Below are 18,580 nucleotides of genomic sequence, written 5' to 3' on the forward strand. Positions count from 1 at the left end.
CGTTATATTGCTAATATTTGCGACATAACCCACCCGGTATGCGCAGCAGTTTTACCTGTAGATGGATGCGGCAAGCCTTCTAACAATTGCTTTCGCATATTATCAATATGATATAACTGAATATTAGTCGGATTTTCAATGATGATTTGTTGCTCTTTATCACCAGAAATAACCTCTATTGGCGCTTCATCAAACACTGAAAAGCGAATTTCACCTTGGCTTCCATAAATCACGACTTTATCTTGCCGTGAATGACCACCAAAATTCCAACTTCCACTTCCAGTCACCCCATTAGTATGTAACCAACACGCACTCACAGCATCTAACGCGGTATATAAATGCTGTTGATTAATACCTATCCCTTTTACGCTTGCAAAATCACCCAACAAATATCCAAATAAGTCTAAACCATGGCTCGCTAAGTCATCAAAATAACCACCAGCTGCAATCGTTTTATCCGTACGCCAGTTATATTGCTGCGAGAGATCCATTGGATTAGCTGGCTTATTCAAATGCCAACTAATATGACGTATATCTCCAATTTCACCATCATCAAGTAGCTGCTTGATATGATTAAAACGCGGTAAAGAACGACGATAATAAGCAACAAATAATGGTAACTGTGCTGCTTCAAATGCAGCAACAATCGCTTGGCAATCTGCATAATTTGGCGCTAATGGCTTCTCGACACAACAAATTTTCCCTGCTTGAGCGACCTTCAAAGCCAACTCTTTATGGCTATCAGGTGGGGTGGCAATATATATTGCGTCAATCATCGGATCATTAATAAGGACATCAGCATCGGCAAATACTGTCTCTATATTGTGTCGCTGAGCATAATCTTGCGCTAGAACTTGGTCACGGCGCATAACAGCCGCTAATGTGAAATTTGATACTTTATGATAAGCAGGTCCGCTCTTAACCTCAGTGACTGCACCACAACCAATCATGCCCCACCGGATCATCTTCGTGTTCATTACTTAATTCCTTTTCATGGTTATTATTGCTCTGTCACTCACTGTAGTCGCTATAGTTTATGCTATAAATTACGTATACTACGAACAAGAATTCCAATTAGATAGTTACTATGACAACCATTACTTTAATTACCAATGTCGGTAATATTGATATTAGCCTTAATAAACAGAAAGCTCCTGTCACTGTACGAAATTTTATTCAATATTGCCGTGATGGTTTTTACAACGATACAATTTTTCATCGTGTTATTGCAGGCTTTATGATTCAAGGCGGTGGTCATAGCAAAGATTTAATTGAAAAGCCAACTCGAGACCCGATTGTAAATGAAGCTAATCGTGGTCTTAAAAACACCATCGGTACGATAGCAATGGCGCGTACAGACGCTCCCCATTCAGCAACGGCACAATTTTTTATTAATCTCGCTGATAATGATTTTCTAGATTACACAGCAACAACAAATAGCGGTTGGGGTTATACCGTCTTCGGCAATGTAACGGCGGGGATGGAGGTTGTAAACCATATCGCCCAAGTTAATACGACAACAACACAAGGCCATGATGATGTGCCGTGTAGTGCAATTATCATCAAACAAGTAACGATTACTGAATAAGCATTCTTTTATTATGTAGGAGCGTTGAATGATAGCCACCACTCCTACTGCAACACTAAATGGTTAATTAACGTGATAACGCTTTCGTTTTAGTAATAATCTCAGCATTCTTCGCTGAAATAGGCATTACTTTTAGCGCATGCACATTACTTCCGCCAGTATTACCAATCGGTACACCATCGATAGCTGTCAATAATGCAGCACCTATGATACGTATTAACTGACCACTGATTTCTTTAATATCACGTTGTTTAATCGCCCAACGCAACATCAAATAATGTACTTTAACATGCCAATAGGTTGATTCCTGACCTAACACATGCGCATTTTCCAAATGTCGAAATGCTGTTATAGGATCATCTTTTTTTTGAGCTCGATATGCACGAATCATTTCTTTTTTAACATAAGGAGCTATGTTTTGGCTAAAATTACTCATTATCCCTCCGAGTTATTATTCATCCTTAAATAATTAACCTACGATAGTTCTATTCGCGTAGCGTTACAGCAGTACCAAACGCTAATAATTCACAAGAACCATCCATAATTGCACTCGTTGTAAATCGAACGCCAACAACAGCGTCTGCACCTAATGCTGAAGCATCTGCTTCTAAGCGTGTCATTGCTTGCGCACGTGCCTCATTAAACATTTCGGTATATCCTTTTAATTCTCCTCCAACAATTCCTTTTAAACTTGCCATAATATCACGGCCAATATGCTTAGATTGCACCACATTACCTGTTACTACACCTAGTATAGCGATAATCTCATGCCCAGGAACCGTTTCTGTTGTTGAAAAAATCATTATATGAAATTCCTCTTAATGATAATTATGAGACACTCAATAAATCAAATACATCTAATTATATATTCCACAATAAAGGAGGTCCCCTCTCAATACAACAAAGGCTGAAAAATATGTGACAGAAACACCTGCTTACATGTAAACTATTGAGTTTACATTTTTTGCCTGATATACTTTTTATACAAATTCAATAGAGTGTAAAAAAATGAAAAAAGGCTTAATTGGACTAGCTCTACTTGCAGGTGGTCTTGTCACATCTCTTCCAGCAACTGCCGGTACGTTTACTTTAGGCCACACTTGGCTACTTGAAATTGGTAACGTTAAAGGAAAGATCCCATTTCCAATTTGTCGTAATGCAAAAGGTTTTAAAATCGAAGCGCAACGTGATCTTAAACTTGATCGTGTAAAAGTACGCTTCCGCAATGGCGAAGAAAAAACCTATAATTATTATCGCGATGTGAAAAAAGATAAAGATACAGGCGCACGTCTATTTGGCTATGAGCGTTGTATTAAGCATATTGAAGTATCAGGAAACTCTGAAGGTACTCGTGCAGGCGTTAAAGTAATCGGTATCGATTAATACGCCTTAGAATTAAAGAGGTATTAATCTAAATAGCGTAATATGAACCTATTTTTTAAGGTCTCGTATTACGCTTTTTTATTACTCCGCAATAATATTACTATCCTACAGATTTAGAATTAATAATAATTTGTGCTATTACATTTGAAATAATGGCTGATATAGCAAGAAATACAAAATAAAATGCTATTATATCTACAGCAGAAACAGTAAAGTTCAATGCCTTTGCTACCCCAAGCACGATTGGAAATAACCAAGAGACAAAAGAAATGGCTCCTACAGCAGCAATTAGCATCATCTCATGTCTCGTTAGAGTCTTTAATAGTGTCGAGCCGACTGATTTTTTTATCTTTGGTATAATTAATTTATGTACAAAATAACCATTAACAGTCAATATTAATACAATGAATAACTTACCCCATATTTTTTGATTCTGTAAATTTTCTGGCGCATAAAAATAATAATGGGCAATAAAAAGCAGTCCAGAAATCCACAATAATGCTAGGCCTGCAAATACAAATTTAGATGCAAATTCAATCAGTTGATATTTATCTTTAGATATTTCATTTTTAAAATACTTTATAATAAAAGCGTCGAGCATCCAAGCACAGCCAAGTCCAATTGCTAACCCAGATAGATGCATAAATTTAATTAAACATTTAAGGTTCAAACTAGAAAATAGATCTTCCATGACACATCCATATAATATATAAATTAATTGGTGTTGTATTAAATAACTATTATTTAATCATCCGTAAAATACCATCATTATCAAAAACAAAAAATAGCATTATTATATAACTAATAACCACTAGTTTTATCTTTATTAATAACATTATATTCATTACTATTTGTTATATTAATAATATATAATAACAACTCATTATTAATATTTTTTAATCCGCTTTAATCGATGACCAACAAGCACTGAAATGAAATTTATATTCTAATACTATTCATTACATAGATAAAAATATCTCGATAATATCCACATAATAAATATTATCGAGCAATTTTTATAAATCACTGCAACTGCAGGTTACAGCTGGAAAGTAAGTCATTTTATTATTGCGAAATAGAACCATGGCCGTATCAATGAAAGAAACAATATTATTACGTTGTTTAGTAAGTGGCTGCTCATAAATCCAACCACTACAGCCATAACCCACTAAGGGTAAAGTTTCACGATCAATAGCTTGATCCTCGGCAATTTCAATAATAAGAGTGGTTGATGTCGATGATAAACACCACGAGTAACCTTGCACTTCCCCGCTGCCACTCACTTTAGAATTAATACTAATAACACCACGATAATACTGGTTATTTATTTCAATCATTCTTTTAGCCTAATATTCTTATAAATAATTTTTAAGACATTTACTCATACACACTATAGTAAAAAACTTAAAATACAAGAAGATAGAAAACTGTAGATTATAAGTATGCACAAATAGCAACTAAAGAATCAGGTTAAGTAATAATTAAACCCTTATTAATGATATTAAATTTTACAAAAATAAAAATAGCGCTATAGTTTGCATACTGCTTGGTTAGCACAATAATACAAACGTCTTATTTGAAAGATAAAGATATAATACTAGTATTATATTTCCTATAAAAAGTAGATATATCACAGGCTATTTGTGAATATTATCTCATTGAAAAGTAATGTTATGTCAAATAATAAACAACAAATCGAATTACAAAAAGAAATGGGTCCTAACTGGTTTGCATCCGTTATGGGTACAGGTATTATCGCCAATGCTGCTGTTGGTCTACCTTTTATAGGTAAAAGCTTAGTTGGATTTTCAACCGTCGTTTGGTTGATTGCTTTTGCTATGCTGATTTTTATGACAATCTTTAAAAGTTATCAGACAATCACTAGACCACACATTATTAGACGCCAATTTAACGATCCCGTTATGTCGCAGTTCTTTGGTGCTCCACCGATGGCGTTTCTAACTGTCGCTGGCGGTACACTTTTACTTGGTCCTCACCTTTTCGGCCAAAGTCTTGCGCTTAACATTGCTTGGCCACTATTTTGGATTGGTACTATAAGCGGTATTATTACAGCAATTATTATTCCTTACCGTTTATTTACTCATAATGAAGTACATGATGATGCGGCATTTGGTGGTTGGTTAATGCCAGTTGTACCTCCTATGGTATCTGCAACAATTGGTTCAATGTTTATATCACATATGTCTCATTCAGCAGCTCAACAAACTCTACTTTACGGCATGTATGCCTGTTTCGGTATCAGTTTAATGGCATCTGTTATTATTATTACGCTGATTTGGAGTCGTCTAGCGCATGCTGGTACATCAGGCAGTGCTCGTGTGCCAACATTGTGGATTGTATTAGGTCCACTAGGCCAATCTATTACTGCTGCGGGTTGTTTAGGTACCGCTGCATTGATCACTGTTAATGAACCTATTGCAAGTGCAATGAATGTGATGGCAATTTTATATGGCGTGCCTATTTGGGGCTTTGCTATGTTGTGGTTCTGTGTGGCAGCATTATTAACTCTACGTGCTATGCGTCGTAAAATGCCATTCGCATTAACGTGGTGGGCATTTACCTTCCCCGTTGGTACATGTGTAACAGGTACAACACAGTTAGCACACCATACTGGTTTACCGGCTTTTCAATGGGCTGCAATTATTCTATTCGCGTTCTTAATTTTAGCGTGGGTTACAGCAGCATTAGGAACATTGAAAGGCTTTAAACAAGGTAAGATCTTCCATAACCCGACATCGGTTATTCATATTAAATCGAAGAAAGGTAACAACTAAATATAGAAATCCCAGTAATCTTTAACTTATAAAGGTTAAAGATTACTGGATTATTAATTCTGTGCTTATTATTAAACTTTTACCGTTTTTTGAGCACGTAGACTTCCAATTACATTCACAAAAGCACCCAAAATAATCATTGCTCCCCCAGCTAATGTCCATACTGAAGGCACTTCACTAAATACTAACCACCCTAGTACAATCGAAAACACGACTTGAATATACGAGTAAGCAGTTGCTTTACTTGCAACTTCTGTTTTCATTGCTTTCGTTAAACCCACTTGCCCAAACTGGGTAAAAATACCCACAAATAACAATAATCCTAATGCTTCTTTAGACGGCATTACAAAATCATTCCCCAGTAATATCACTGATAATGGCAATGCTATCAGCGGAAAATAAAGGATGATCACCGAGCTATCCTCAGTCGTACTTAAACGTTTTACAATAATGTAAGACACTCCACTACCAAATGCGCCTAACAGTGCAATACCAATACTAAATAGCGGTAACTGTTGAACATGATTTAAGGTTAACCCCGGCCCTACCATCAGTACCAAACCAATGATTGAACAAAATATGCAAAGAATGGTGCTTATATGGATTTTTTCTTTAAGGAAAAGTATCGCTAAAATGGCAGTAAAAACAGGATTAAGATATTGTAAAATAGTCGCTTCAGCTAAAGGTAAGGTTGATACGGCGTAGTAAACACAAATTAACGCCAATGACCCAGTAACACCACGAGTTAATAATAGCTTTCGATTATTCCCCCACACACAAATACCTTTACGCTTTACATCAGCATAACTAATCAGTAATGACACAATAGCTCGCGCTGCCACGATTTCAAATACGGGAATACCATAGGTATGCACTAATTTCACACAACTCGACATCAATGAAAATGCAAGTGCTGACATCAGCATATATCTAACGCCAATGGGTATTTTATTTAAAGAGGAATTAATCATGATAGGCAGTTCATTAACATAAATAATCATTTTATGAAAAAAAACATCAACCTCGCAAGTGTTATATTGTACCGCTATTTATTAAATCCTAATTGTCACCGTCGTCATTACGGCTGAAAAATGAACTGAAAATTAACAATATGAGATTTCCATAGCTGATCTGTTCATTTCTACCAACAAGCCTAGAATCAGTATTAATTTTATAAACTTGATTAACTACTATGAAAAAACTCCCTTTATTAGCTTGTGCAATTGCTAGTTTACTTGGCACTCAAGCTGCAAATGCATGTACAACTTTACTTGTTGGTAACCAAGCCTCAACTAATGGTGCCTACTACATGGCACGTAACGAAGATTATAAGGCCGTATGGGCTAAACACTTCGTACTCCACCCTCGTACCATTAATGAAAAGGGTGAGTTCCACTCAAACACTGACCGTTTTACCTATCCTTATCCTAAAGTGTCGCTGGCTTATACCTCGATGCAAGACTGGGATACCCATGATCAAACAATGGGCGAAGTTGGTTTAAACTCAGCGGGCGTTGGCATTACCTCAACAGAAAGTTTAACCAATCGTAAAGCTGCACTTACTGTTGATCCTTATATCCAAAATGGCATTAATGAAGATTCAATAGAAAACGTGATTTTACCTCGTATTCACAGTGCTAGAGAAGGTGTTGAGTTACTAGGTAAAATCATTGAAGAGCGTGGCGCATCGCAAGGCTTTGGAGTTGGATTTATTGACAAAACAGGTATTTGGTATTTAGAAACCGGCAGTGGTCACCAATGGATGGCACGTAAAATCCCTAATGATGCCTATTTTATCTCAGGTAATCAGGCTCGTTTAGAAGAATACCTACCTCACAATAAGGATTATTTAGCATCGCCTAATTTAGTTTCTTTTGCAGAGCAACATGGTTTATATGTTGCAAAAACCAATAAACCATTTAATTTCCACGATGCTTATGGCACCACTGGCGGCCAAGAAAATATCACTTACAACTACCCTCGAGTTTGGATTGCACAGCATATTCTTAACCCTGGGCTTAAAACACAAGTTGATCGTGACCAACAAAATTACCCTGTGTTTTTAACCCCAACACATAAGATCTCTCTTCAAAAAGTTGAAGCTATTATGCGTAACCATTACCAAGGTACAGCTATGGATCCGTACGCCAATAAGGATCCCCTTGGTCACTACCGTCCAATCTCAGTATTCCGTTGCGCTGAATCACATATTATTGAAGTACGCCCAAACCTACCTATTGCTATTGGTGAAACAGAATACATCAATCTTGGGATGACTGCGCTTGGGGTTTATATTCCATTCTATCAAGGTACAACTAAAATTCCGTACGGTTATGATATTGGTACCGATGTTGCCAGCAACGGCTCTATTTTCTGGGATATGCGTAAACTGCAGACATTAGGTATGGCTAATTGGAAACAAAATGAACCCATTATTCGTGCTGCCTATGATAAATATGAAGCCGATACAGCTATTGCTCAGAAAAAAATGGAACAAAAATACTTAGCTATTTATAAACAACATCCAAAAGAAGCGACTGCTTTAATTAATAAATTCGAGAAAACAGCAACAGATAATGCGCTTAAAGTCACTAACGAAATATTCACTACACTGACTCAAAAAGCAGATATGGCATCGCATTTCGCTGGCGCTTAAGTACTTAGTCAACACTGATACTCAATGCCGCCATTAAAAGCGCTAACCTAAAAAGTTAGCGCTTTTTTATGATCCTCAGTTTTCAGTGTGTCATGTCAGTAAACTCAAACAAATGATATCTCTACGAACGGTTTACGTTATAATCGCCGTCCAGCTCAACAATAAATAGCGTGATATGTACCAACTTACGTTTTCATTTGAAGAATTTCTTGCCGAGTTTTGGCAAAAGAAACCAACCATCATTAAAGGTGGTTTTAAAAATTTTGTCGATCCCATTACACCTGATGAACTAGCAGGATTAGCAATGGAAGAAGAGGTTGATTCGCGCTATATCGCTAAATTAGCCGATACTTGGGATGTTCGTCATGGACCACTGACATTTGATGACACCCCTGAAGATAATTGGTCATTTATTGTTCAAGCCGCTAACCATTGGCATGAAGGTGCAGCACAATTAATTACACCATTTCGTCAATTACCCGGATGGTTACTTGACGATTTAATGATCAGTTACTCTACTCCTGGCGGCGGTGTTGGGCCACATATTGATCAGTATGATGTATTTATTACGCAAGGTTCAGGCAAACGTCATTGGCGCGTAGGACCGAAGAAAGATGATTATGAAGAAGAATTCCGTCATCCAGCACTACGCCAAATCAAAGGCTTTGACCCTATTATTGATGATATTCTAGAGCCCGGTGATATTTTATATATTCCACCAGGCTTTCCTCATGATGGTTACGCAATTGAAACCTCAATGAGTTTCTCTGTCGGGTTTCGATCACCTAAAAAACAAGAATTATTAAGTAGTTTTGCCGATTTTGTGATTGCTAATGATATTGGTGATGTGCACTATCATAATCCTATGCTTCCAGCCCGCGCTAACAACGGTGCCATTTTACCTGCAGAAGCAAAAGATCTTGAAAATATGATGCGTAGTTTGCTTGATCACCCACAACTATTAAAACAATGGATGGGTGAGCATTTAACTCAGAATCGTCATGAACTAGATATAATGGCTTCTGAACCGCCATGGCAAAATAATGAGACTTATCAGTTCTTAGAAGATGGCGAAGCATTTAAGCGTATCGGTGGTTTACGTGCATTTTACCATCCAGATCAGGCACACATTCTATACATCAACGGTGATCAATATCAATTACCGCCAGAATGTGCTGATGCCGCTAAATTATTGTGTGATGAAGAACAAGTAACCTATGCTCAATTGGGTGAACAACTTGATCATCCAGCATTTTTAGCCATGCTAACCCAATTAATTAACCTTGGTTATTGGTACCCTGTCGAATAAGCACTCAACAATAAGAGAGGCCATTGCCTCTCTTATTTTTCTTTAGCCCGTCGCTGATGCTCGACACAAATCAGTGTTATATCGTCAGATGTTAATGGTAATTGAGTTAACCCACACACATAGCCATTATTGACATGAAGATGGTGCTGACAAGTAGAACACACCCCAAAAGAACGATATTGATGTTGTTTTTGCATTGATGCTAATAATAAGATTAATTGTTGCTGTAATAATTCAGGATCAAATTCCGAGTTTTCCCCCTCTAAACCCGAACAGGCAGATAACAACTTCGCAGACGGAAAATAATCATCCAATAATTGACGCCCTTTTGCGGTCATTATTAGATGCATTACACGTTTATCAGTACAATCAGCAACTTTCTCAATATATCCCTTTGTTTCTAAAACTTTAATTGTCTGAGATACCGTACCTTTCGTTAAGCCTAAAAACTCAGTGACAGCTTTGGGCGTATTAGAAAAACGGTTACAAATTGACAAATAATACAAAGCATCAAACTGAACTGGCTGCAAACCATGTTCAATAAGCCCCGTTCGCATTTCTACTCTGATCAAGTTACCGATACGATCAAGTAACTGTTGAATAATAATTATGTCCATAAGTTAATAGTATCGACTCAAAACAATATTGACAACTGTCTTGTTATGTTCTTATATAAATATAGTATTGAGTCGATACCATAATAATATGAACATCACTCAATTCACACAACGGAGGATGTCATGAACACTTCAACCAACCATAAAACGATGCTGGCCATCATGGTCACTGCAGTATTCACTTTTTCAGGTTCCGTTTCTGCCCATTCAATCCACACCGGTGGTATTCAAACCCAAACCAATAGTCAGGCACTTGCACCCTTTGACATTATTCATACTAAAGTCACCACTCAAGGTAATGTGGCTACTTTTCATATTGCAGTCTCAGGCAATGCAGGAGAAATTACCCCAACGCCTATTGGTAAATTAGCGGGAAGTGATGTTTTCTCATATGTATGGCCATTAACATTAAATAGCCATGCGGTAGGTTTTGAAAAAGATGCTGGTATCTTAGCGTTAGCTATCACCTCTCATCCCGATTTTGATGACACACCACTTTATGATGAGAATGGCGATGGTAACAAAGCTAACGACGGTAATATATGGCATAGCCACTGGGTTGTTTTAGCACCCAATGAAAAATGTGGTCCTAATGCCCTCGGTGTCGTTGATATTCCAAAAGGTGAAAAACCAATGCTACCTAAAACATGGCCAGGATTACCGCTATTAATTGACAGTCCTAATTACCAACCTGAGTTCCGAGGTCATGATCTTAACGTTAAAGTAAGATTTAACAATATTGAATCTCTTAAAAGCGCTAACTTTGATGGTGTAACTGCAGGATTAAGGATCAATACAAGTGCACATTCACCGCTATTATGTGTGAAAAATGTCTTTGATGTTGCTTCTGGTGATTTGAGCCTACCCGGAAAAACGAATCACTAACCATTATCTGTGACATATCTTATCAATAAAGAAATCAACCTTACCTCTCTAACAATTCGAGTAAGGTTGATATCAAGATTATGACGAGCTATAAGTCGCTTGACTACGTTGCCACCAAAATACTATTTTATGGTAAACAACCACCAATATTTGAGTGATCATCACCAATATAAATGGAATAGCGCCTACAATTGCTACCTGCTTATTAAGATCAACATTATTAATTATTGCTAACGCTATTCCCATCGTCACAACAATAATTGACCAACAAATCTTACTGCTAGTTCGAGTATCATCCATTAACATACACGCAGAATAAATTGCAGAGTCTGAACTCGATATTACAAACGTCAGTAGCAATAGTAATGCTGCTGTCGACAATACGTCACTCATTGGTAACTGAGCAAAAAAAGTAAACAACCCCTTGGTATAATCTTGATTTACAGCTTGCACGACTTCAGTAAGATAGCTACTTTCAAACACCGCACCAGCAAAACCAGAGAACCACATAATGGATGCTAATGTTGGTATAAAAATAGTACAAATTAAGAACTGTCTCACCGTACGCCCACGGCTAATTCGAGCAATAAATGGCCCGACAAATGGCGCCCAAGAGATCCACCAAATTAAATAAATAACAGTCCAGCCTTGGCTCCACTTTTCGCCCCCCTCAATAGCAGCCAACGAAACTTGTGGCAATAAAACAATATAGGCAGTTATTGAACTCATCATTCGCCCTGCGACGGCAAAAATATCAACATTAACCAATACAAAACCAAAAATTGCCACCATAAGCCACATATTAAAACAACTAAGTCGCTTAATACCTTTTTTAAGCCCTAGCGCACTTGAGACCATGAACAACGTACCGACAACTACCGTCAATACTACGCGCATAGCTGTCAAATCTTGTTCGATACCCGTAACACTTCGAATTCCTTGTTCAACCAAAGCCATCGTATTTGCTAGAACACCAGCAATGCCAAACAAAATAGCTAAAACCGCAATTAAATCGACAATAGCTAACCATTTAGGCCGTTCAGATTTGGATAATGATGCACTGATCCTCATTGGTCTTTTATTGATATATACCTGCCACCCAATAAGAAGACCAGCCAAGGCATACAAGCCCCAAGCATGGATCCCCCAATGAAAATAAGTAAGCCCTAAAGCTGCATCTTTAGGATCTCCGTCATACGTTATTGGAGGCATATTTGAAAAATGGTAGATAGGTTCTGCCACTCCCCAAAACACTAATCCTGAGCCCATTCCTGTAGTAAACAGCATCACTAACCATGTCACGATACCAAATTCTGGCGCTTCATCACCGAGTGTCGTTTTACCTAAAGGTGATATACAAAGTGCAAAACAAATTACCAACACCACTGTTGAAAACAAAATCACATAATCATCCATTTCAGTGATTACAGCTTCTGTTACTGAGGCTAATTGATAAACGCTAAATTGCGGAAAAAAAATAAAGAGCACAGCAATAAATGCTGCAATAAAAATGAATAAACGAGGTTGGAAGTTTACATCCATGTAGGTTACCAATAATCATCAAAATATTAACAATAAAGTTACTTTGTCAAATCGTACCAACCCTGTCCATAACACTATTGAAACAATTTTCATATTAGGGATCTTTGTCACTTTTCAGAAGGGAGCCGTAAGTCTTATATAGATAAAGATTCATTTATAACAGAGGGTTAAACATAGTTCACAATTGAGCTGAGCCACAATCATCATCACTAATTAGTATTTATCTAAACATATTTATATGAAACGATCATTTATATCTGCCGTTGGTAATAAACATTGGCTATGTTTCCCAAACAGCGCATATCTATTTTTAGCTATTTTTTTATAAATAAAATCACGAATAAATACTGGAATATATTTCAATAAACTAAAGTAACGCCACTTTCCACCCAAAAGCTCACTAATAGCAAAAATAGCATTACTACGTTCAAAAACGATACCATTTGAGATTAAAACTACAGTTTCATTTTTAAGCGCATCGATCTGATATCGTTGCTGCAAATAGACGCCTGTAGCAGATTGAGCCGAACAAAATGAAAATAGCCGCTGCGGGTCTCTTTTTATAATAAATAACACTGAGCTTTCACATAAATGACAAATACCATCAAAAATAACGATATTTGGGGCGACTTGGCTGTTATCGTTAATATCCACAATAGATTCTCTATTCAGCTTACCTCAAACAATAACAACAGATTAATCATGAAATAGATATCTTTAACTTAAAAAAAAGAGCTAACACAATGGTTAACTCTTATTTAGGTGAAATAGATAATAACGTAAATTATAACCGTGCTAATTCAGCTTTACGGTTTTTATTTACCACACAAAAATTACCACGACGGGTGCGACACTTTGAGCATCGTTCACATTCAACGTCAGCTTTATAACCCTCTAACCAACGCTTAATTAGTTTTGGCTCAGACAGTAATGGTCGTGAAAGTGCAAAAAATTCGATGCCCGTATTATTCGCCATTGCTTCAATAGCATCGAATTCACTTAAACCGCCAACCGTAATAACGGGTACATCAACATCTTGACTGATCACATCACCATATTGATGGAAGTAACCTTCAGGCTCAATGGTATAGCCATCGTAAGACTCACCAACCATAGTGTCAGCTTTACCATGGACATTCCCTGAAATAATAATTGCATCAACACCAACAGCTTCTAGTTTTTTACAAATTAGGCGAGTATCAGCAAACGTTAACCCACCATCAAAAAATTCAGATGCGGTTAGTTTAACTAAAATAGGATAATCATCACCGACTAAGGTTCTAATTTTAGAGTAAATTTCTAATAAGAACCGCATACGGTTTTCAAGGCTACCACCATATTGGTCATCACGTTGATTATAATATGGGCTTAAAAATTGGTTAATTAAATAAGTATGTGCGGCATGAATTTCAACCCCATCAAAACCCGCATCTTGTGCACGTTTAGTGGCTAATGCAAAGGCTTCAACAATATAATCAATATCAGCTTGAGTCATCGCCTGACCCAACGTTTGCGTACCTTTTTCACACACAGCACTGGGTGCAAAAATCACGCGCTCGCCAACATTATAGGTTGTTTTAGTACCACCATAAGCAAGTTGCATAACAATTTTAGCGTCGTATTGGTGAACAAGATCGGTTAACTTTTGATATTCTGCGATAAAAGAATCGTTATACATGCCCATCATACCGGCATTAGGCTTTTCTTCTTCGACAATATTTGCATAACCCGTTACGATCAGCCCGACTTCCCCTTGCGCAAGTTCTTCATAAATAGCATAAAGTTTATCGGTCATATGGCCATCTTCTGTTGCCATATTTTCCCATGTTGCACTACGAACAAAGCGGTTTTTTAATGCCATGTTACCAATACGGGTTTCTGTAAACAAAGTACTCAAATCAAATCCTCTTAAATATCGTTTCTTCTTAATTCACCAGCACCCAAAAAAGCCAAAAAGAACAGCACCTTAATACTGTTCTTTTTATAATAAGCGCTAAGCTGAAATGAATAATACCGCTAATATACCTAAAAATCCTTAATCTGGATTAAGATAATGTCACTTATATCAACTATATTCTTAAGAGCAATTTACCGAATTACAGCATCACATCAGCCATTACAAAATGCTAACACCTTCCGTTTCAAGCACGCTATTTGCACCAGCGCGATCAATGATTTTAACTAAAACAGATTGAATTGTTTCATCTTCTCGAACATCATTCTCACTGGCAAACTTTTGCTCTTGAGGCTCAGCGCCCTCTTCAAGGGTAAATGTGACCACAACTTCAGTTGCAATATCAGCAGTCTTACCAAAATAAGCCAAAGATAGCTGAGGATAACCTTTAAAACCCTTCTTAACTTGCTTTGCTATGCGTTTTTTCGCTTTATCTACATTCATAATTAACTCTTACTGGTTATTAAATAAAATCGAATAGTACCGAATCATAATACGTTGATTACATCAGTGATAATACCTAAATTAAGCGCTAAAGCATGGAAAACCAATAAGGTGGTGACCGTTTAGTCCATTTGGCAAACGCTGATTTATCACCTCTATAAAAATTTCGGTAAGCCGCTATCGCATCACCTTCAACTTTGAAATCATCTGGCATTGCTTGAACAAAAGGAGTAAGCCCGATTGCATCATATGAGAATGCTGAAATATCACTAAGAACGACAATCGATTTATGATCATCTGGCTTATCGTAACGAAATTTGTACTCTTTATTTAATGCTAAGGTTAATGCTTTTAGCCATAAAAAATTATCGTATGATTGCTCAACCCACAGTACACAAGGGTGATTAATGTGGGTCGATTTATAAGGCGTCGTAAATCCCTTTTTATTAAGAGCAGTACATAAAAGTTGCACACTCTCTAAAATCATTTTAACCACATGTTGATCACAGTGGTATTGCGCACACTTTTCAATATCATCATCTAAAATAAAAATATTCATCGAATAGTCCCTTATTTGATGTACTTCTAGTTTAGAAGAAAATATGAATGTTATAATAATATTTCTATATATTGTCGTTGATAATGCGCTAATAACTGTTGTACGCCATTTACAGTAATATCCAATGTCGCTGTATTGGTAAACGGATGACATTGTAATGATGAATAATTAAATATTGTATTATCAATAACTAACTCAACCTCATTATTCTTATCTTTGATTATATCTAAAATAGATACAGCCCCAGGTGTAATACCTAGATATTTTTCTAACCGACGCGGAGAAGCAAAACTTAAACTTGTTACGCCTAGACGTTGACTGAGCGACTTTAGATCAATACTTTTATCAGCAATTACAACAACTAAGAAATGTCGACTACCTTTTCTATCCTTAATAAATAGATTTTTAGTGGCCACACCCTCAATATTCAACCCTAAAAGATGTGCTTGTTCACAGTTAAATACTGCTGGGTGATCATATTTTTTATAATCAATAGATAATTCATCAAGTATGTTATATATATTCATCATTCAGCCTTTATTAAATTTAATAATAACACTAATAAATAAGCTATATTTATTTTCTGATTTATATTATTTAAATTTAATCAAAATTGATAATAATATTGAGTATTTGTTTAAAAAATAGAAGACTGATCATATTAAGGCAGGAAGTGAACACATAGAGCCTAAACATGCTAGGCTCTATGTTATGCGAATAGTTAATATAATAACGAGAAAACGTAACTACCGCACCCACTAAACAAAAGCATAACCTTGCTTAGTGCCTATAAGGCATGTTTTACTTATAAAAAGCTTCAACAGTACCTTTTAATGTAATAAGTAGCGGATTACCGCGACGATCTAATGCTTTAGGTGATGGTACTTTTACCCAACCTTCACTAATGCAGTATTCCTCAACATCAAAACGCTCTTTGCCGTTAAGTAGAATGCCGATCTCATATTCAAAAGCAGCTTCTAGGTAATGTGGGCTACGAGGATTACCAGATAGGTGATCAGGTAAAGTCGGGCGTGATGTAGTATCGTTCATGTTGATGCCTGTCGAAAATCAAAAGTGCGCTATTGTAGACAATCTAAGACTAACGCTCAAGAGTTGTATCAGTAGAAGCAAAAACTAACCACCAAACGCTTGTAATGCTAACATCGCAGCATCAGCTTTGCGCGTCTGAACAAAAATATGATCATGATAATACGCAGCGACAACATTCGCGCTAATATTATGCTCAGCTAACTTAGCCGACACAGCAGCGGTAAGCCCAACCGCTTCTAGACTTGAATGGACCGTTAATGTGATTTGACGAAAAGAGCCACTAAACGCTAATTGTGCATCTTCCGCGACATTTTTTTCAAGGACCAACGTCAACCCTTCTGCTTCTATAAAAGTGGCTTTAGGCTGTAAATCAACATAATCTTTTAGATCACCCGCAACCGTGCAAAAAACAAACTCTTGCTCTAATAATACCGGCTTCATTGACGCTAATAATTCACTTAACTCTGTAATACCTGACATAGCAAATCTCACTCCATGATGCTTAAATATAAATAACCAATAACTGGTTAATATATAATTGAATTGTTATCTTACATACTTATAGGGTAATTGATTTGGCTTCAAGAGTTTTTATTACGCGGCAATGATCCTGACGACTACACGAATATCACGCGTTACCACGCTACCTGCCTTTATCACACAATTATCGCCAATAGTTACACTGGGTAATATCGGAACATTACCTTCTCTCCCAACCTCATTAACCATAGTAGTATTCGCGTCATTTATGCATGAAGTTAAGTTGGATCTGCCAGATCAGACATGCATACAATTGGCTGTTAATTGTTCAATATTTATATCATCCAGCTGTTGATAGACATTGATTGCCTGCTTCGCTTCTTTCTTAGGCGTTTTCTGAGTAGATTTTAAAAAGGCGTGAATAATAACGATATCACTGTCTTTTGTTTTAATGAACAATACCCTTGCTGATTCTTTGCCATTATCGACTCTTAACTTATAAATTAACCCTTTATATTTCCATATTTTAGGGTTGAGTAATTTTAAACTTTTACAATGATAAATATCATTATGAGTTTGATACGATTGAAATTTATGTTCAATATTCAGTTGTAATTTTTGTGAAATACCATCAAAAAAATCATAAAGCGCTATTGTTCTATTTTCTTTTTGTACTCTATAAATGTTCATTTTTATCATTATATTAACGCAATATTTTTAACATTTGGCTCCTCAAATAATGAAAAGCCAAATAGTTATTTTATTATTCAGGAAGCACCCAATCTGGACGCGGAAAATGGCAGGTATAGCCATTCGGTTGATGCTCTAAATAATCTTGATGTTCAGGCTCTGCTTGCCAAAAATCACTCGCAGGCACAACTTCTGTCACTATCGGGCCAGGCCAAATACTTGAAGCATCCATTCGTTTAATAAAATCTTCGGCAATGATTTTTTGCTCATTTGAGGTATAGAAAATAGCAGAGCGGTATGACGAACCAATATCATTCCCTTGGCGATTAGGGGTTGAAGGATTATGGATTTGAAAAAAGTACGTCAGGATTTGAGTAAAGCTCGTTTGCGTATTATCAAAGGTGATTTCAATCGCTTCAGCATGGCTACCATGATTGCGATAGGTTGCATTATCAACATCCCCACCAGTATAGCCAACCCGTGTTGAAACCACACCGTGTTGTCGACGAATAAGATCTTGCATACCCCAAAAACACCCACCCGCTAGAATTGCTTTTTCGAGACTCATATCACCACTCCTATCGTCACATTGCGTGAACTTATGACTTTTAATACAACCACAAGTTAA

At 36.7% G+C, this 18,580-nt stretch carries 23 protein-coding genes; 6 read left to right on the forward strand and 17 right to left on the reverse strand.

Annotation, left to right across the window (positions count from 1 at the left end; genetic code table 11):
• Nucleotides 1-2: 2 nt before the first annotated feature.
• Nucleotides 3-977: a Gfo/Idh/MocA family protein gene (locus C0W29_RS14510; RefSeq protein WP_045044804.1), complete on the reverse strand. Its 975-nt coding sequence runs from the start codon at nt 975-977 to the stop codon at nt 3-5.
• A 110-nt stretch (nt 978-1,087) separates the two neighbouring features.
• Between C0W29_RS14510 and C0W29_RS14515 the strand changes: the two genes are divergently transcribed.
• On the forward strand, nt 1,088-1,588 hold the full coding sequence (locus C0W29_RS14515) for a peptidylprolyl isomerase (protein ID WP_045044805.1): 501 nt from the start codon (nt 1,088-1,090) through the stop codon (nt 1,586-1,588).
• Nucleotides 1,589-1,655: 67 nt separating this feature from the next.
• On the opposite strand, the gene C0W29_RS14520 is transcribed toward C0W29_RS14515, so the two are convergent.
• Together C0W29_RS14520 and C0W29_RS14525 are read right to left on the reverse strand one after the other, a co-directional pair.
• A complete protein-coding gene (locus C0W29_RS14520) occupies nt 1,656-2,024 on the reverse strand; it encodes a DUF3703 domain-containing protein (RefSeq protein WP_201257795.1) in 369 nt (122 codons plus the stop codon).
• A gap of 49 nt (nt 2,025-2,073) precedes the next feature.
• Nucleotides 2,074-2,391: a heavy metal-binding domain-containing protein gene (locus C0W29_RS14525; RefSeq protein WP_036790739.1), complete on the reverse strand. Its 318-nt coding sequence runs from the start codon at nt 2,389-2,391 to the stop codon at nt 2,074-2,076.
• 205 nt (nt 2,392-2,596) lie between these two features.
• On the opposite strand from C0W29_RS14525, the gene C0W29_RS14530 reads away from it, so the two are divergent.
• Entirely contained in the window at nt 2,597-2,971 is a 375-nt protein-coding gene (locus C0W29_RS14530; RefSeq protein WP_036790740.1) for a DUF2541 family protein, read from the forward strand.
• Nucleotides 2,972-3,071: 100 nt separating this feature from the next.
• Here C0W29_RS14530 and C0W29_RS14535 read toward each other — a convergent pair whose 3' ends face one another.
• Both C0W29_RS14535 and C0W29_RS14540 read right to left on the reverse strand, forming a co-directional pair.
• Nucleotides 3,072-3,662, reverse strand: a complete 591-nt coding sequence (locus C0W29_RS14535) for a hypothetical protein (RefSeq protein WP_045041382.1) — start codon at nt 3,660-3,662, stop codon at nt 3,072-3,074.
• 325 nt (nt 3,663-3,987) lie between these two features.
• Nucleotides 3,988-4,308, reverse strand: a complete 321-nt coding sequence (locus tag C0W29_RS14540; RefSeq protein WP_045041383.1) for a hypothetical protein — start codon at nt 4,306-4,308, stop codon at nt 3,988-3,990.
• Between the two features lie 336 nt (nt 4,309-4,644).
• Between C0W29_RS14540 and C0W29_RS14545 the strand changes: the two genes are divergently transcribed.
• Nucleotides 4,645-5,766 (forward strand): TDT family transporter, encoded by a 1,122-nt coding sequence (locus C0W29_RS14545; RefSeq protein WP_045041384.1) that lies wholly within the window; start codon nt 4,645-4,647, stop codon nt 5,764-5,766.
• Nucleotides 5,767-5,837: 71 nt separating this feature from the next.
• Here the strand turns inward: C0W29_RS14545 and C0W29_RS14550 are convergent, their stop codons facing one another.
• Nucleotides 5,838-6,737, reverse strand: a complete 900-nt coding sequence (locus tag C0W29_RS14550) for a DMT family transporter (RefSeq protein ID WP_080895372.1) — start codon at nt 6,735-6,737, stop codon at nt 5,838-5,840.
• 221 nt (nt 6,738-6,958) lie between these two features.
• Here C0W29_RS14550 and C0W29_RS14555 point away from each other — a divergent pair, with 221 nt between their 5' ends.
• Together C0W29_RS14555 and C0W29_RS14560 are read left to right on the forward strand one after the other, a co-directional pair.
• Nucleotides 6,959-8,422: a C69 family dipeptidase gene (locus C0W29_RS14555; protein WP_045044806.1), complete on the forward strand. Its 1,464-nt coding sequence runs from the start codon at nt 6,959-6,961 to the stop codon at nt 8,420-8,422.
• 175 nt (nt 8,423-8,597) lie between these two features.
• A complete protein-coding gene (locus C0W29_RS14560) occupies nt 8,598-9,731 on the forward strand; it encodes a ribosomal protein uL16 3-hydroxylase (protein ID WP_045044807.1) in 1,134 nt (377 codons plus the stop codon).
• Nucleotides 9,732-9,763: 32 nt separating this feature from the next.
• Here the strand turns inward: C0W29_RS14560 and C0W29_RS14565 are convergent, their stop codons facing one another.
• Nucleotides 9,764-10,348 (reverse strand): MarR family winged helix-turn-helix transcriptional regulator, encoded by a 585-nt coding sequence (locus C0W29_RS14565; RefSeq protein ID WP_045041386.1) that lies wholly within the window; start codon nt 10,346-10,348, stop codon nt 9,764-9,766.
• Between the two features lie 123 nt (nt 10,349-10,471).
• Here C0W29_RS14565 and C0W29_RS14570 point away from each other — a divergent pair, with 123 nt between their 5' ends.
• Nucleotides 10,472-11,233, forward strand: coding sequence for a hypothetical protein (locus tag C0W29_RS14570; protein WP_045041387.1), 762 nt, complete (start codon nt 10,472-10,474; stop codon nt 11,231-11,233).
• Between the two features lie 78 nt (nt 11,234-11,311).
• Here the strand turns inward: C0W29_RS14570 and C0W29_RS14575 are convergent, their stop codons facing one another.
• The 10 genes from C0W29_RS14575 to msrA all read right to left on the reverse strand — a co-directional run bounded on the left by C0W29_RS14575 (nt 11,312) and on the right by msrA (nt 18,520).
• Nucleotides 11,312-12,775, reverse strand: a complete 1,464-nt coding sequence (locus C0W29_RS14575) for a BCCT family transporter (RefSeq protein WP_045044808.1) — start codon at nt 12,773-12,775, stop codon at nt 11,312-11,314.
• A gap of 234 nt (nt 12,776-13,009) precedes the next feature.
• Nucleotides 13,010-13,429, reverse strand: a complete 420-nt coding sequence (locus C0W29_RS14580) for a thiol-disulfide oxidoreductase DCC family protein (protein ID WP_158260030.1) — start codon at nt 13,427-13,429, stop codon at nt 13,010-13,012.
• Nucleotides 13,430-13,559: 130 nt separating this feature from the next.
• A complete protein-coding gene (locus C0W29_RS14585) occupies nt 13,560-14,672 on the reverse strand; it encodes an NADH:flavin oxidoreductase (protein WP_045041388.1) in 1,113 nt (370 codons plus the stop codon).
• A 219-nt stretch (nt 14,673-14,891) separates the two neighbouring features.
• Nucleotides 14,892-15,173, reverse strand: a complete 282-nt coding sequence (locus C0W29_RS14590) for a hypothetical protein (RefSeq protein ID WP_045041389.1) — start codon at nt 15,171-15,173, stop codon at nt 14,892-14,894.
• Between the two features lie 88 nt (nt 15,174-15,261).
• Nucleotides 15,262-15,732, reverse strand: a complete 471-nt coding sequence (locus C0W29_RS14595; protein WP_173425420.1) for a pyrimidine dimer DNA glycosylase/endonuclease V — start codon at nt 15,730-15,732, stop codon at nt 15,262-15,264.
• 50 nt (nt 15,733-15,782) lie between these two features.
• Entirely contained in the window at nt 15,783-16,259 is a 477-nt protein-coding gene (locus C0W29_RS14600; protein ID WP_045041390.1) for a prolyl-tRNA synthetase associated domain-containing protein, read from the reverse strand.
• Nucleotides 16,260-16,533: 274 nt separating this feature from the next.
• Nucleotides 16,534-16,782 carry a DUF3297 family protein gene (locus C0W29_RS14605; RefSeq protein WP_036790764.1) on the reverse strand — a complete coding sequence of 83 codons (249 nt, stop codon included), beginning with the start codon at nt 16,780-16,782 and terminating at the stop codon, nt 16,534-16,536.
• Nucleotides 16,783-16,866: 84 nt separating this feature from the next.
• On the reverse strand, nt 16,867-17,262 hold the full coding sequence (locus tag C0W29_RS14610; protein ID WP_045041391.1) for an ACT domain-containing protein: 396 nt from the start codon (nt 17,260-17,262) through the stop codon (nt 16,867-16,869).
• A 297-nt stretch (nt 17,263-17,559) separates the two neighbouring features.
• Nucleotides 17,560-17,961 carry a type II toxin-antitoxin system RelE/ParE family toxin gene (locus C0W29_RS14620; RefSeq protein ID WP_235869030.1) on the reverse strand — a complete coding sequence of 134 codons (402 nt, stop codon included), beginning with the start codon at nt 17,959-17,961 and terminating at the stop codon, nt 17,560-17,562.
• A 64-nt stretch (nt 17,962-18,025) separates the two neighbouring features.
• Nucleotides 18,026-18,520, reverse strand: coding sequence for a peptide-methionine (S)-S-oxide reductase MsrA (gene msrA / locus C0W29_RS14625; RefSeq protein WP_045044809.1), 495 nt, complete (start codon nt 18,518-18,520; stop codon nt 18,026-18,028).
• Between the last annotated feature and the right edge of the window lie 60 nt (nt 18,521-18,580).

This window comes from Photobacterium kishitanii (assembly GCF_003026355.1).
GTDB classification, from domain to species: domain Bacteria; phylum Pseudomonadota; class Gammaproteobacteria; order Enterobacterales; family Vibrionaceae; genus Photobacterium; species Photobacterium kishitanii.